Source organism: Streptomyces sp. NPDC058701 (genome assembly GCF_042715295.1).
Taxonomy (GTDB): domain Bacteria; phylum Actinomycetota; class Actinomycetes; order Streptomycetales; family Streptomycetaceae; genus Streptomyces.
The window spans coordinates 1-14,308 of the sequence record NZ_JBHXSY010000050.1 but is presented as its reverse complement, the minus strand read 5'-3'; the positions used below and the strand labels follow the sequence as shown (position 1 = coordinate 14,308).

Genomic DNA, 14,308 nt, shown 5'->3' with positions numbered 1-14,308 from the left:
TCGGTCATTTCACGCAGACAGCCTTGTCCGCCTCGGTGCGCTGGACGTCCTGCGGCAGCTGCTGCGGCGGCGCAGGGGTGAGCGGGGTGCCCGGCTCCTTGAAGTCCGGCCCCAGCGTCAGCTTCATCGGGGTCTTCGCCGCCGCGTCCGCCGTGCCCACCTTCATGGCGGTCACCGGGAGGCCCAGCAGGTCCGCGAGCGCCCGGGCCTGGTCGGCCTGGTTGGGCGCGTACTCCAGCCGGGTGGCGTCGACCTTCGCGGGCGCGTTTCCGCGGTTGCTGCTCTTGGACACGCCCTTGGTGTTCTGCAGCCAGTTCAGGGTGGTGGAGGCCGAGCCCTTGGGCCCGCCCCCGTTGTACACGTCCACCCGTACGTCGGCCGCGGCCGCCCGGCCGCCCTGGAGGAGGGCGTCCTGCTTGGCCTTCGCGTCCGCGTCGGCCGCCTCCTTCGCGGCGGCCTCCTTCTTCTCGACCTCCGTGAGCGAGACGTCCCCCCGGATCATCTGCAGCAGCGGATCGGCGAGCCCCTGGTTGAGCACGACCGTCGCCTTGACCTTCTCGGCCGGGTTGTCGAGGACCGGCAGGGTGGTGAAGGTGACGTTCTTGAGGTCTATGTCCTTCAGTTCGCCCGCGAGGTCGGTGAGCTTGTCGATGGATCCCAGACCCTGGTCCACGGTCAGCGACTTGGTGGCCGCCTCCGCCAGCGAGAAGAACTTCTTCGGACTGGTCAGGGTCTCCTTCGATTTCATCTCGCGCATCATCGAGCTGAGGAACGCCTGCTGGGTCTTGATGCGGTCCAGGTCGCTCTCGTTGCCGAAGGCGTGCCGGGTCCGTACGAAGGCCAGCGCGTCCTCGCCCGCCAGGCGGTGTTCGCCGGCGCCCAGTTTGAGCTTGGAGTCCCTGTCGTCGACGGCCTTCTCCAGGCAGACGGGCACTCCGCCGACGGCCGTGCTCAGGTTCTTCACCGCGTTGAAGTCGACCATCATGAAGTTGTCGATCTCGATGCCGGTGAGCGCCTTGACCGTACGCATCGTGCAGCCCGCGTCGCGGCCCTCCTGCCCGAGGCTGTTGTTGAAGCGGGTGCCCTTGGTGGCCCCGATCTCCTTCGTCGAGCCGTCGGGCTGCTTCGTCGGGCAGGCCGGGATGTCCGTGATCAGGTCGCGGGGGATGGACAGCGCGGTCGCGTTGCTGCGGTCCTTCGCGACGTGGAACAGGATCGTGGTGTCGGCGTGGCCGACGCTGTTCGCGTCCCCGTAGCCCTCGTTGCCGGCGCCGCTGCGCTTGTCGGTGCCGATGACGAGGATGTTGATGGCCTCGTTCTTCCGGAAGCCGCCGGTGCCGGCGCCCGCCGTGTCCGTGATCGTGAGGTTGCCGTTCAGGTGCTGGTAGTAGAGGTACCCCGCCACCGAACCGCCGACCAGCAGGAACGCCAGGGCCCCGCCGGTGATGACCAGCGACTTCTTGCGTCCGCCACCGCCACCGCCCTTGCGGGAGCGGCCGGTACGCCGCCCGGGCGGGCCGTCGCCGCGGCGGGGCTTCGGGACGGCGGGGGAGGGGGCGGTCGGCGCGGGAGCCGTGGCGGATCTCGATCTGCGCGGGGCCGACACGGAGGGCCGCTGCTGCCGCTGTTGCTGCTCAACGGAGTTGCCCAGTCGCAGTTCGTAGTGGCCGGTGCGGGGGTTGATCACCCACTGGTCTGCGGGGTCGATCTCGTCGGCCCGCCCACGGCTTTGCGCATCCACGGTTGCTCGAATCCTCCGTCGGTGCCTCGCGACGCGCCTCCCCCGGGCGCACGGTCAACGATCCGGCTGGTGCGTGGCCTCTTGGTCGGCCGGGCACCGGATCGCTCACCCTATCCGTCAGGTTCGGCTGCAAACCATGCTGGTGACAAATTCCACTTCCCTGATAACGGGGCGAAACGCCCATCACGCTCGGTTCGGTCACCGGCTTTTGGGATTGCTTTACCGGCAGTCGGCCGGACCCGCCGTGGTCCCGGTGAAAGTGGGGACGGGGGTGGGGCCGGTTCCGGTTCCCGTGGGGGTGCCGGCGGGCTCCGACGGGGCCCCGGAGGGCTCGCCGGACGGCCGCGCGGAGGCCGGTCGCGAGGTGTCCTGCGGCTTCGGCGGGGTCACCGTCACGGCCCGGTCCATCCGCAGCCGCTCGAACAGCCGGTCCGCGTCCGGCTGTACCAGTTCGTCCCGGTTCGGATTGGACGGGTACGGGCGCCGCGGCACCGTGAGGAATTTGACCTGCTCCGTCGGTATGTCCCGTACGCTCCGCACGAGTTCGTACAGCCCGCGCAGCGAGGCCAGCCCCGGGTCGGTGGTCACCGAGGAGGTCGCCGCGTCCAGCAGCGGCACCAGGCGGGCCGGATTGAGCAGCACTCCGTTGCTCTGCACCTTCTTGACCAGCGAGCCGAGGAACTCCTGCTGGCGCAGCATCCGTTCGGTGTCGCTGCCGTTGCCCAGGCCGTGCCGGGCGCGGACGTAGCCGAGAGCCTGCTCGCCCCGCAGCGTGTGCAGTCCGGCGGGCAGCTTCGCCTTGGCGGCCGTGTCCTCCACCGGCTGTTCGAGGCAGACCTCCACCCCGCCGACCGCGTCGACCATCTTCTTGAAGCCGCCGAAGTCGACGACCATGTGGTGGTCGACGCGGATGCCGGTCAGCTTCTCCACCGTACGGATCGTGCAGGCGGCCCCGCCCCACTCGAAGGACCAGTTGAACTGCGCGTACCGGGGGGCGGTGCGGGTCCCGTCCGGCTTCAGGCAGGACGGGATGTCGCTCATCAGGTCCCGGGGTATCGAGACCGCCGTGGCGCTCTTCCGGTCCGCGGGCAGGTGCAGCAGGATCACGGTGTCCGAGCGCTGCGTGCCCTTGTCCGCCCCGTAGCGGGCGTTCTCCTTGCCGGAGCGCGAGTCCGAGCCGATCAGCAGGATGTTCTGGGCCCCGGTGGCGAAGTTCGCCGGGCGCTCGCGCTCGTAGCGCCGGAGCTCGGCCTCGGCCGAGTTGTCCGCGGTGATGTTCCCGTTGAGCCGGTCGTAGAGCCACCAGCCGGTGGCCGTGCCCGCCAGGACCACCACCGCGGCACCGAGGCAGCTCCAGCGCAGCAGCCGGCGCCTGGGGCCGTGCGGAGGCGGGGGAGTGCCTCCGCCCGTCCCGGCGCCGCCCGGTATGCCTGCGCTGTCCGTCACCCGCGTCAGTCCCCTCGCCGCTCCGGTCGCCGCTCCGGCAACAAGCCGTACGAGTGAGTGCGGCCATTGCCGATCCTGCCCCCGGTGCGCCGGGGCGGCCCGGGGGCGGGGTCCTGTCAAGGGCCGAGCGGGTGACAAATAGACCGTTCTCCGCGTGCGGAGCGGTACCGGAGTGCCCCGGGCCGCGGGAAACGCGGCAGGTCAGACGGGGTGCCGCAGACGCGGCGGTCAGATCCGGTGCGTCACGCGCTCGCTCTCGACCCGCTGGGCCAGCCCGTCCGCCGAGAGGGCGTCCAGGTTCCGGCACAGCACCACGGAGCCGCCGGACGCCAGGGCCGCGTACAGCCCGGCCGAGAGGCCCTCCCAGGTGTCGTAGCCGAGGCCGGTCAGCACCCGCGAACCGGCACCGAGCCCGAGCTTCGCGGCGTCCTCGCGGGCGCGGTCGGTCAGCTGCGCGTACGAGAGCTCCTCGCCGCCGACGGCCAGCCCGGGCCCCTCCGGGTCCACCGGGACGAAGGGCGCGAAGCGGTCGCCCTGCCCGGGCACCTCCACCGCGTAGTCCGCGAACCCGGCCGGCGGCTGCGGGAACCGCCCGCCCAGCGGCCGCAGGGCCAGCGCCACGCGCTCCCCGGAACAGGCGCGGGCCTCCTCCAGCGCGTCCGGCCCGCTGACCACGAGGTCGGCGCCGGCGGGATCGCCGCCCACCTCGGCGACGACACCGACCGAGGCGCAGGCGAGCAGCCACACGGCGCTCTGCCAGTGCGCGGGGAGCAGCAGCGCCAGCCGGTCGCCGGGCTCGGCGCCCAGGTCGCCCTGGAGCAGGTTGGCGGTCTTGGCCACCCAATTGGCGAAGGTGGCGACGGACAATTCGACGCGCTCGCCCGTGGCGTCGTCGTAGAAGGTGACGAGCGGGCGGCCCGGATCGGCGGCGAGCGCGGATCGCAGCAGGTCGGCAGGGGTGCGGTCAGTGGCGTTCACCCGGCACAGGGTACGCGGGCCCGTCCCCCGTACGAGGGGCCGCGGCTCCTCCGTACGGGGGAGGGGTGCGCGGGGTCAAGCGGACGGTTCGTCAGTTCTCGGATGGCGCCGGGGGGTACGGGTGCCCAGCATCCTTGTCATGCGTGGATTCCTTGCTTCCTCGATCGGCGTCGCGACGGCCGCCGTACTGGCCCTGCCCCTCGCGCTTCCTACTCCGGCCCTGGCCGCCACGTCCCCGGACGCGGTCTCCCCCGTGACACCCGCCGGGTCCACCCAGTCGCTGCCGCTCGTCCCCGTGGGACGCGCCGCGGACCGCAGCCCCGGCGTTCCCGGCATGAGCGCCTCGCCCCGCCTCCCCGAGACGCAGGGCCTGGCGGCCCGCGAGGTCACGACGTTCTCACTGGTCGGCGTCGTCTGGGACGACGCCGCCGCCCCGCTCCACGGCCGGGTCCAGGTCCGTACCCGCTCCGCGGTGACCTCCGTCTGGTCCGGCTGGCAGGACGTGGAGACCCACAACGACGAGCACGCGGCCGACCCCGACGCGGTGGAGCGCGGCTCCGGCCGCGTCCGCGGCGCCACCGCCCCGCTGTGGGTCGGCGCGTCCGACGGGGTGGAGGTCCGGGTCCAGGCCGAACCGGGCACCCCGGCCACCCGCGCACCGGCCCGGCTGCCGTCGGGCCTGCGGATCGAACTCGTCGACCCGGGCGCGGAGGCGCCGGTCCGGGGCACGGACGGCAAGAACGCCGGCCCCGGGGGCGACGACAAGGGCGACCTGGCCGTGCCGGGCATGACGATGGAGATGGCCGAGTCCTCCGCGGCCAACCTGCCGCACGCGGAGCTGGGCGCCACCGAGATCGGCGCCCTCGACAAGGCCGACTCCACCGCCGACGCGGTCTTCGCGAGCGACGGCAGACTGACGGCCGCGGCCGCCCCGTACATCGGTCCCCGCCCGCGGATCGTCACCCGTGCGGGCTGGGGCGCGGACGAGAAGCTGCGCGAGCCCGGCTTCGGCTACACGAACACCGTCAAAGCCGCCTTCGTCCACCACAGCGCCTCCGGCAACAACTACACCTGCAAGGACGCGCCGGCGGTGCTGCGCAGCCTGTACCGCTACCACGTGGTCAGCAGCGGCTGGCGGGACATCGGCTACAACTTCGCCGTCGACAAGTGCGGCACGGTCTACGAGGGCCGCGCGGGCGGCGTCTCCAAGGCGGTCCTGGGCGCGCACACCATGGGGTTCAACACGGACAGCATGGGCGTCGCGGTCATCGGCTCCTACACCGGCACGGCCCCTCCGGCGGCGGTCGTCGACTCGGTGGCCCGCCTCACGGCCTGGAAGCTCGGCCTGTTCGGCGCGGACCCGCGGGCGAAGACCACCCTGAAGTCGGGCGGCGGCAACCTGTACGCCAAGGGCAGCAACGTGAGGATGAACGTGATCGCGGGCCACCGGGACGGCTTCGCGACGGAGTGCCCCGGAAGGCTCCTGTACGGCAGGCTCCCCGCCACCCGCACGGCCTCGGCCCGGCTCCAGGGCCGCCCGTAACCACCCCCGGGACGTCCCGGCCCCCGGCGTTCGGGGCCGCGGGGCACGGGGCGGGGCCCGGGACCGGCGGGGGTCCGGGCCCCGCCCCGGGGAACGGGGGCGGGGCGGGGACCCGCCCCGCAGGGCTACGCTCGAAGGCATGGCCGGCCGCTTCGACCCCCTCACCCGCACCGCCGTACGCGGCGGCCGCACCACCGTGCCCGCCGTGCGGCCCGCGCCCCCCGCGGCGGCCCCGGCCGGGACGACCCCGCCCCGCGGCGGAGCCGTCCGGCGCCGCTGGACCCCCGACGGACCCCTCGACCTCGGGACCACCCTGGGCCCGCTCCGGCGCGGCCCCGGCGACCCCACCTTCCGCGCGGCCCCCGACGGCTCCGTGTGGCGCGCCAGCCGAACCCCGGCGGGCCCGGCCACCCTCCGGGTCTTCCGTACGGGCACGGGCAGCGACACGGAGATCGGTGCCGAGGCCTGGGGGCCGGGCGCCGACTGGATCCTCGAACACCTGCCGGCCCTGCTCGGCGCCGGCGACGACCCGGCGGTGTTCGTCCCCCGCCACCGGCTCGTCCACGCCAGCCACCGCCGCCGCCCGGGCCTGCGCCTCACCCGCACCGGCCTGGTCCTGGAGTCCCTGATCCCCACCGTCCTGGAGCAGAAGGTGACCGCCGACGAGGCCTACCGGGGGTGGCGCCGGCTCGTGCGCCAGTACGGCGAGCCCGCCCCGGGCCCCCAGGAGCTCGGCCTCCACGTCATGCCCGCCGCCCGGACCTGGGCCCTGATCCCGTCCTGGGACTGGCACCGGGCCGGGGTCGACGACAAGCGCGCCGCCACCATCGTCCGGGCCGCCCGCGTGGCGAACCGGATGGAGGAGGCCGCCGCGATGGAGCCCGGGCCGGCCGCCGCCCGGCTGGAGGCGGTCCCCGGCATCGGCCCCTGGACCTCCGCCGAGACGCTCCAGCGCAGCAACGGCGACCCGGACGCCGTCACCACCGGCGACCTCCACCTGCCCGGCATCATCGGCTACGCCCTCGCGGGGGACCGCGACGCCGACGACGCCGCCATGCTGGAGCTCCTCGCCCCGTACGCGGGACAGCGCCACCGGGCCGCCCGGCTCGTCCTCCTCGCCGGCCGCACCCCGCCCCGCCGCGCCCCCCGGATGCCGCGGAGCGACATCGGCAGGCTCTGACGGAACCCGCCGGACCCGGCGGCGTACGGCGGCCGCGCCGCCCGGCTTACCGGACCCCGGCTCAGCGGACCCCGGCTCAGCGGACCTCGATGAAGTCCGCCGCCACCCGTGCCGGCCGCTCCGGCGCGGCCGCGGCCGGGTGGCCCACCGCCACGGCACCCATCGGGTCCCAGTCGTCGGGCAGTCCCAGCACGCCGCGCACCACGTCACGGCAGAACATCGTCGAGGACACCCACGCCGAGCCCAGCCGCTCCCCGGCCAGCGCGACGAGCAGGTTCTGCACACCCGCGCCCATCGCGACCACGAACATCTCCCGCTCGGCCGCGTCGCGCCGCGCGTGCCCGTAGTCGTGCGCGCCGTCCGTCACCAGACAGGGCACCACCAGGTACGGGGCGGCCCGCAGCACGTCCCCGCGCCGGACCCGCCGCGCCACGGACTCCTCGGACTTCCCGTCCGCCCGCAGATCGGCGATCCACGCGTCCCGCATCGCGTCCAGCAGTTCCAGCCGGGCCGCGGCCGACTCCAGCAGGACGAACCGCCACGGCGTCGTGTGGTGCGGCGCCGGGGCCGTCACGGCCGCCGCCACCGCCCGCCGCACCGCGCCGGGGTCCACCGGCTCGGCGGTGAAGGACCGGACCGTACGGCGCTGCGTCACGGCCTCGCGGACCGCCTCCGAGGTGCCGAGGCGGAACATGTCGTCGGCCGGCGGGCGGACCAGGTCCCGGGCCGAGGAGCCCTCCCCCAGGACGTGGGCCAGCCCGCGCACGACGGCGACCGGCAGCCCGGCCGCCTTGCCCTTGACCAGGTCCCCGGCGGCGGCCAGCTCGTCGGCCGTGGCCACGACGGTGGCGCTCAGCGGATTGCCGTGCGTGTCCGTCCCGCCCCGCAGGTCGTCCAGGACCCGTACGCCGGCCGAGCCGATCGCCACGTCGGTGAGACCGGTGCGCCACGGCCGCCCGAACGTGTCCGTGACGACCACGCCCACGTCGGCGCCGAGGGCGTCGCGCAGCCCCGCACGGATCGCGGCGGCCGAGGCGTCGGGGTCGGCGGGCAGCATCAGCACCGTGCCGGGGGCGGTGTTGGAGGCGTCCACGCCGGCCGCGGCCATGACCAGACCCTGCCGGTTCTCGACGATCCGCAGCGGGCCCCGGCGCGCCACCACCCGTACCGTCTCGGCGTCTATGGCCTCCTCGCGCGAGGAGGCTTCGACGATCCGGCCCTCGGCCTTGGAGACGATCTTCGAGGTGACCAGCAGGACGTCGCCGTCGCGCAGGTCGGGCGCGGCCACCGCGATCAGCTTCGCCAGGTCGTCACCGGGCCTGACCTCGGGAATCCCCTCGACCGCCCGCACCTCGTACGCGGGACCGCGCCCGCGAGGGGGGTGCGCCGCCGTCACCGCGCGGCCCCGGCCAGCTCCAGCGCGGCGCGGGCCATCTCGGCGGTGGCCTCCAGGTCGGTCATCATCAGGGGCACCGCGCGGCAGGTGATACCGGCGGCCTCCACCTCGGCGACGGAGTCCGCGTCGGCGGTGTCCACCAGCCAGGCGTCCAGCAGCCCGGTCCCGTAGTGCAGGGCGACGGCCGCGGCCGTGGACTCGACGCCGACCGCGGCCAGCACCTTGTCGGCCATGCCGCGTACGGGCGCGCCCCCGACGATGGGGGAGAGGCCCACGACCGGCGCCGGGGCGGCGGCCACGGCCTCCCGGATGCCGGGCACGGACAGGATCGTCCCGACCGACACCACCGGGTTGGACGGCGGGAAGACGATCACGTCGGCGGCCGCGATGGCCTCCAGTACGCCGGGCGCGGGCTTGGCCTGCTCGGCGCCGACCGGTACGACGGCCTCCGCGTCGACCGAGGCGCGCAGCCTGACCCAGTACTCCTGGAAGTGGACGACCCGGCGCTCGCCGGTGCCCGCCTCGGTGATGGCGACGTGGGTCTCGACCCGGTCGTCGGACATGGGCAGCAGCCGGACGCCGGGCTGCCAGCGGTCGCAGAGGGCCTCGGTGACCGCGCTCAGCGGGAAGCCCGCGCCGAGCATCTGCGTACGGACGATGTGGGTGGCGAAGTCGCGGTCGCCCAGACCGAACCAGGTGGGTCCGACCCCGTAGGCGGCGAGCTCCTCCTTGACGGTGAAGGACTCGTCGGCGCGCCCCCAGCCCTGGTCCTCGTTGATGCCACCGCCGAGGGTGTACATCACCGTGTCCAGATCGGGGCACACCTTGAGCCCGAACAGGTGAATGTCGTCACCGGTGTTGCCGATGACCGTGATGTCCGCGTCGGGGACTGCCGACTTCAGTCCGCGGAGGAACCGGGCGCCGCCTATACCGCCGGCCAGAACAACAATGCGCATGGACCGAAGTCTGTCAGGCCGCGTCACGGTCAGACGGGAAGGGCCTCCGGCCGGGCCGGGGAGCAGCTGTGCATCGGCATCTCGGTCAGCCCGGGGAAGTAGACGTGCAGGCTGACCGCACCGTCGAGGGTGTCGTTGACGACCTCGTGGGCGTATCCGGGGGCGAAGACCCGCTGGGAGCCGGCGCCGAGGGAGAGCCGGCCGCGGGCGCTGTGCTCGGTGAGCTCGCCGTCGAGGACGGTCATCACGCCGGAGGAGCTGCCGTGGTCGTGCGGGCCGCTGCCCTGGCCGGGGACCCAGCTGAGCAGCCAGACCTCGTAGCCGGGGCCGGTGCGCAGCCGGTGGTACCAGCGGGTGGTGGCGTCGTAGCGGACCAGGTGCTCCCAGGAGGCGCGGTCCCCGGCGATGGAGCGGGCGAGGCCCACGAACTCGGCGACGGTGGCCGGGTGCTCGCGGGCGGGCTGGAGGAGGTGCTGGACGGCGAGGATGTCGCCGGCGATCTGGAGGTCGCTCTCGCCGCCCGTGGCGGGCGCCGGGGCGGTGACGGCGGGGATGGCGCTGTTCATCGTGGGGATACCTCGACGTATGTCAGTCGTGCTGGCGGTTGCTGTGGGGGGCCGGCCGGAGCTCAGCGGAGCCGGAGCTCCGAGGGCATCAACAGCTGCAACAGCAACAGCGAACCTGGGCAGCACGCAGGAACCCACGAATGGGGGTCCGGGTGGCGGCTGCGGTCGCTGACATGCGGACAAGGAGAGCGGGTCGGGGGCGGGACTGTCAACTCGGTGACCGTTTCGGGGCAAAAGTTTCACCTCATCCGGTTAACGCGTCCGGAGAAAGGTTTGTGCAGGCCGGACCAGGGGATGTGGCGCTGTGTCGCGACTCAAACCACCGCCCACCATCTCGTGACCTGAATGTGATCTGCGCCGCTTCCGTGACCGGATCGCAACCAAGCCGCCGAATGGGACGTCGATTACGGGCAATGGGCGCTGTGTGATGAGCGCGGAGCATGTGTCACGGTTTTTGGCGATTTGAACACTTACTGCATACGCTTGGTTCCGCAGAGTGAATAAGGGCCCCAATAGCAGACCCCAGCTTGACTGCTCAGGAGCCACGCACTTGTAATTTCACTCGTGTCGTTACGTAGCTATCAGTGACGACATCATCACGGGGACGCACAGACAGAGCGAGGGGCGCACATGACCGAGCTGTTTCAGGAACTGCTGGTCGAGGAAGCGGACGAGGAGCTCGGATGGCAGGAGCGCGCTCTGTGCGCCCAGACCGACCCCGAGTCCTTCTTCCCCGAGAAGGGCGGCTCCACCCGCGAGGCCAAGAAGGTCTGCCTCGCCTGCGAGGTCCGCTCCGAATGCCTTGAGTACGCCCTCGCCAACGACGAGCGATTCGGCATCTGGGGCGGCCTCTCCGAGCGCGAGCGCCGCCGGCTGAAGAAGGCAGCGGTCTGAGGAGGGCCCGGCGCCCCCGCGCCGGCACCCACGGCACATCGCACGACATATCCCGCGGCACCACCCACGGCATATCCGACGGCACACAGCCCGGCACGTCCGGCGGCACGGCCGACGGCGCACCGCACCGATCGGGCAGAGCAAACGGTCCGCCTCCCGCACCTTCCCCGCAGGAGGCGGACTGCCTTGTTCCCAGCCGTTAGTGTGGGGCGCTGTCCAGCAGCCTCCGAGGGTCCACCACCCCCGGACCCCCGGCCGGAGGGCCCGTACCGCGATGTCCCTGCACAGCCAGTCGACGGCCTCCCACCAGGCCCCCGCCACCCCGGAGTTCCCCCGGCACGTCGTCACCGCGGTCCTCGTCGCCCATGACGGCGCCCGCTGGCTGCCGCGGACCCTCGCCGGTCTCCTCGGCCAGGAACGCCCCGCCCAGAACCACGTCGCCGCCGACACCGGCAGCGCCGACGACTCCGCCCGGCTCCTCACCGAGGCCTTCGGCGACGCCCGGGTCCTGCACCTCGCCCGGCGCACCGGATTCGGCACCGCCGTCGACGAGGCCGCCCGGACCGCGGGCACGCTGACCCCCGAGGACCTCCCGTACCTCAAGCGCCCCAGCGGCTGGGACCCCGTCAGCCGCACCTGGCGCGACGACGCGTACGACCTCCCCGAACTCCCGCACGGCGAACCGGTCCAGTGGCTCTGGCTGCTCCACGACGACAGCGCCCCCGAACCCGACGCCCTCGCCGAGCTGCTCCGCGTCGCCGACGAGAACCCGGAAGCCGCCGTCATCGGCCCCAAGCTGCGCGGCTGGTACGACCGCAAGCAGCTCCTCGAAGCCGGCGTCACCGTCGCCCGCAGCGGCCGCCGCTGGACCGGCCTGGACCGCCGCGAACAGGACCAGGGCCAGCACGACCAGATCCGCCCCGTCCTGTCCGTCTCCACCGCCGGCATGCTCGTGCGCCGCGACGTCTACGACGCCCTCGGCGGCTTCGACCGCCGGCTGCCGCTCATGCGCGACGACGTCGACCTGTGCTGGCGCGCCCACAGCGCGGGCCACACCGTCCTCGTCGCCCCCGACGCCGTCATGCGGCACGCCGAGGCCTCCGCCCGCGAGCGGCGCACCGTCGACTGCGCCGGCCGCACCGCCTCCAGCCCGCACCGCGTCGACAAGGCCGGCGCCGTCTACACGATGCTCGCCAACAGCTCCGGCCGAGCCCTCCCGTACGTGCTGCTGCGCGTCCTCGTCGGCACCGTCCTGCGCACCCTCGCCTACCTCGTCGGCAAGGCACCCGGCCAGGCCGTCGACGAACTCACCGGCCTCCTCGCCACCCTGCTCCGCCCCGGCCGCGTCCTCGCCGCCCGCAAGACCCGCCGCCGCCCCGCCGTCCCCGCCGCCGAGCTGCGCCCGCTCTTCCCGCCGCCCGGCGCCTCCCTGCGCGCCAACGCCGAAGCCCTCGCCGGGTACTTCGGCGAAGGGCGCGCCACCGACACCGCCCCCGCCGGCCGGCACGGCGGAGCCAGCATCCTGACCGCGCCCGATGAGGACGGCGACTACCAGGACACCGAACGGTTCGCGCGCCTCAAGCGGATCGCCCGCAACCCCGCGCCCGTCCTGTTCGGCCTCCTCCTGCTCGTCTCCCTCGCCGCCTGCCGCTCCCTCATCGGCGGCGGCTCCCTGATGGGCGGCGCCCTGCTGCCCGCCCCCGACAGCGGCCTCGACCTCTGGCGCGCCTACACCGACGGCTGGCACACCGTCTCCACCGGCTCCACCGCCGACGCCCCGCCGTACCTCGCCGTCCTCGGCGCCGTCTCCACCCTGCTGTTCGGATCCACCCAGGCCGCCCTGACCCTGCTGCTTGTCGGCTCCGTGCCGCTCGCCGGACTCACCGCGTACTTCGCCTCCCGGCCGCTCGTCGAGTCCCGCCTGCTGCGCGCCTGGGCCGCCGTCGCCTACGCCTTCCTGCCCGCCGTCACCGGAGCCCTCGCCGGCGGCCGCCTCGGCACCGCCGTCCTCGCCGTGCTGCTGCCGCTCATCGCCCGCTCCGCCGTCGCCGCCTTCGGCCTCGGGGGAGCGGACACCGACCCGGGCCGGCGCCCGGTGTGGACCCACACCCTCCTGCTCACCCTCGCCACCGCCTTCACCCCCGTCGTCTGGCCGCTCGCGGCCGCGCTGGGCGCCGCCGCGCTCGTGGCCCGCCGCGACCGCTGGAAGACGTACGGCCCCCGGCTCGCGGCCACCCTCGGCGTCCCGCTCCTCGTGCTCGCCCCCTGGTCCCTCGGGCTCCTGACGCACCCCGGCCGCCTGCTCCGCGAGGCCGGACTGCCGTACGGAGCCGGCTCCGCCTCGCCCCTCGGCCTGCTCGGCATCAACCCCGGCGGCCCCGGCACCGGCGCCTCCCTGCTCCTCGCCGGCGTCGTCCTCGCCGCCCTGGCCGCCCTGCTCCGCGCCGACCGGCGGTCCGCCGTACGCACCGCCTGGGCCGCCGCCCTCGCCGGGCTGCTGTGCGCCGTCCTCGTCGCCCGCACCGCCTGGGCCGGGCCCGCCACCCTCGTCTACGGACTCGCCCTCCTCGCGGCCGCCGTGCTCGGCGCCGACGGAGCCAAGCACCGCGTCGCCGCCCGCAGCTTCGGCTGGCGCCAGCCGCTGGCCGCGCTGGTCGCGCTCGCCGCCGCCGCCGGCCCCCTGCTCGGCGCGGCCGGCTGGGTGCTCGACGGGGCCGCCGGCCCGCTCCAGCGCCGCGACCCCGTACAGGTCCCGGCCTTCGTCGCCGACGCGGGCGGGGACGACAACCAGACCCGCACCCTCATCCTCGACCTGGACGGCCCCGCCGGCGTCTCCTACAGCCTCGTCCGCGGCTCCGGAGGCCGCCTCGGCGACGCCGAGACCACCGCCGCGACCGGCGGCGACGCCCGCCTCGACAAGGTCGTCTCCAACCTCGTCGCGGGCTCCGGCGCCGACCAGTCCAGCCAGCTCAGCGCCTTCGCCATCCGCTTCGTCATGTTCCGGCCGGGCGGCCCCGAGGAGATCCGCCGCGTCCTCGACGCCACCCCCGGCCTCAGCCGCCGCCACCAGCAGGACGGCACCGCCCTCTGGGGCGTCGAGCCCTGGCTGCCCCGCACCGTCATCGTCCCCGGCAAGCCCGGGGAGGCACCCGTCCCGGTCGCCTCCGGCCCGGTCGAGGCCCACGCCGAGATCCCGGCCGGCGAAGCGGGCCGCACGCTGCGCATCGCCGACCGCGCCGACTCCGGCTGGCGGGCCACCCTCGACGGCAAGCCCCTCAAGCCGAAGACCCTGGACGGCTGGGCGCAGGGCTTCGAACTGCCCGCCGCCGCCGGCCGCCTCGACCTCGTCCACGAGACCTCGCCGGTCCGCACCGCCTGGCACTGGACGCAGGGCCTCCTCGCCCTGGTGCTGCTGGTGATGGCGCTGCCCGGCCGCCGGGCCCGGCTCGACGACGACCTGCCCGAGGAGGAGGCCGCACCGCCGTCCCGGCCCGGTCCCGGCGAGGCCGGAGAGGGCCGCCGCGCCCGCCGGCTGCGCGCCGAGGCGGAGGCCGGGGCCGCGCCCGCCCCCGCGCAGCCCGCCCCCGCGCAGGACCCAGGTATCGCCG

The 14,308-nt window shown here is 74.4% G+C and carries 10 protein-coding genes; 4 read left to right on the top strand and 6 right to left on the bottom strand.

The annotated features are described in order from the left end of the window. Positions 1-4: 4 nt before the first annotated feature. From ACFWW8_RS32985 to ACFWW8_RS32975, 3 genes are all read right to left on the bottom strand, one after another. Positions 5-1,741 (bottom strand): LCP family protein, encoded by a 1,737-nt coding sequence (locus ACFWW8_RS32985; RefSeq protein ID WP_386535023.1) that lies wholly within the window; start codon positions 1,739-1,741, stop codon positions 5-7. Between the two features lie 219 nt (positions 1,742-1,960). Next, positions 1,961-3,187: an LCP family protein gene (locus ACFWW8_RS32980; protein WP_386535020.1), complete on the bottom strand. Its 1,227-nt coding sequence runs from the start codon at positions 3,185-3,187 to the stop codon at positions 1,961-1,963. A gap of 228 nt (positions 3,188-3,415) precedes the next feature. Beyond that, the gene (locus ACFWW8_RS32975; protein WP_386535017.1) at positions 3,416-4,165 is read right to left on the bottom strand and encodes a TIGR03089 family protein; all 750 of its coding nucleotides are present in this window, start codon (positions 4,163-4,165) and stop codon (positions 3,416-3,418) included. A gap of 139 nt (positions 4,166-4,304) precedes the next feature. Between ACFWW8_RS32975 and ACFWW8_RS32970 the strand changes: the two genes are divergently transcribed. Both ACFWW8_RS32970 and ACFWW8_RS32965 read left to right on the top strand, forming a co-directional pair. Beyond that, entirely contained in the window at positions 4,305-5,708 is a 1,404-nt protein-coding gene (locus tag ACFWW8_RS32970; RefSeq protein ID WP_386535014.1) for a peptidoglycan recognition protein, read from the top strand. A gap of 139 nt (positions 5,709-5,847) precedes the next feature. Next, complete coding sequence (locus tag ACFWW8_RS32965; protein WP_386535011.1) at positions 5,848-6,888, top strand: DNA-3-methyladenine glycosylase family protein; 1,041 nt, start codon at positions 5,848-5,850, stop codon at positions 6,886-6,888. Positions 6,889-6,964: 76 nt separating this feature from the next. On the opposite strand, the gene ACFWW8_RS32960 is transcribed toward ACFWW8_RS32965, so the two are convergent. Genes ACFWW8_RS32960 through ACFWW8_RS32950 form a run of 3 tightly spaced genes read right to left on the bottom strand, consistent with a single transcriptional unit; the run spans position 6,965 to position 9,806 of the window. Beyond that, a complete protein-coding gene (locus ACFWW8_RS32960) occupies positions 6,965-8,284 on the bottom strand; it encodes a coenzyme F420-0:L-glutamate ligase (protein WP_386535008.1) in 1,320 nt (439 codons plus the stop codon). Continuing rightward, positions 8,281-9,240, bottom strand: coding sequence for a 2-phospho-L-lactate transferase (gene cofD, locus ACFWW8_RS32955; protein WP_386535006.1), 960 nt, complete (start codon positions 9,238-9,240; stop codon positions 8,281-8,283). The genes ACFWW8_RS32960 and cofD overlap by 4 nt, the downstream gene beginning before the upstream one ends. 29 nt (positions 9,241-9,269) lie before the next feature. Continuing rightward, positions 9,270-9,806: a cysteine dioxygenase gene (locus tag ACFWW8_RS32950; protein ID WP_386535003.1), complete on the bottom strand. Its 537-nt coding sequence runs from the start codon at positions 9,804-9,806 to the stop codon at positions 9,270-9,272. Between the two features lie 630 nt (positions 9,807-10,436). Here ACFWW8_RS32950 and ACFWW8_RS32945 point away from each other — a divergent pair. Next, positions 10,437-10,700 carry a WhiB family transcriptional regulator gene (locus ACFWW8_RS32945; protein WP_003983763.1) on the top strand — a complete coding sequence of 88 codons (264 nt, stop codon included), beginning with the start codon at positions 10,437-10,439 and terminating at the stop codon, positions 10,698-10,700. Between the two features lie 274 nt (positions 10,701-10,974). After that, positions 10,975-14,308 (top strand): glycosyltransferase (locus tag ACFWW8_RS32940; RefSeq protein ID WP_386535001.1); only part of this gene is annotated, 3,334 nt, incomplete at its 3' end.

What these genes read in the sequence shown, in the direction of transcription:
- cofD (WP_386535006.1), bottom strand. Translation starts at nt 9,240, where the DNA reads ATGCGCATTGTTGTTCTGGCCGGCGGTATAGGCGGCGCCCGGTTCCTC.
- ACFWW8_RS32945 (WP_003983763.1), top strand. Translation starts at nt 10,437, where the DNA reads ATGACCGAGCTGTTTCAGGAACTGCTGGTCGAGGAAGCGGACGAGGAG.
- ACFWW8_RS32950 (WP_386535003.1), bottom strand. Translation starts at nt 9,806, where the DNA reads ATGAACAGCGCCATCCCCGCCGTCACCGCCCCGGCGCCCGCCACGGGC.
- ACFWW8_RS32965 (WP_386535011.1), top strand. Translation starts at nt 5,848, where the DNA reads ATGGCCGGCCGCTTCGACCCCCTCACCCGCACCGCCGTACGCGGCGGC.
- ACFWW8_RS32970 (WP_386535014.1), top strand. Translation starts at nt 4,305, where the DNA reads ATGCGTGGATTCCTTGCTTCCTCGATCGGCGTCGCGACGGCCGCCGTA.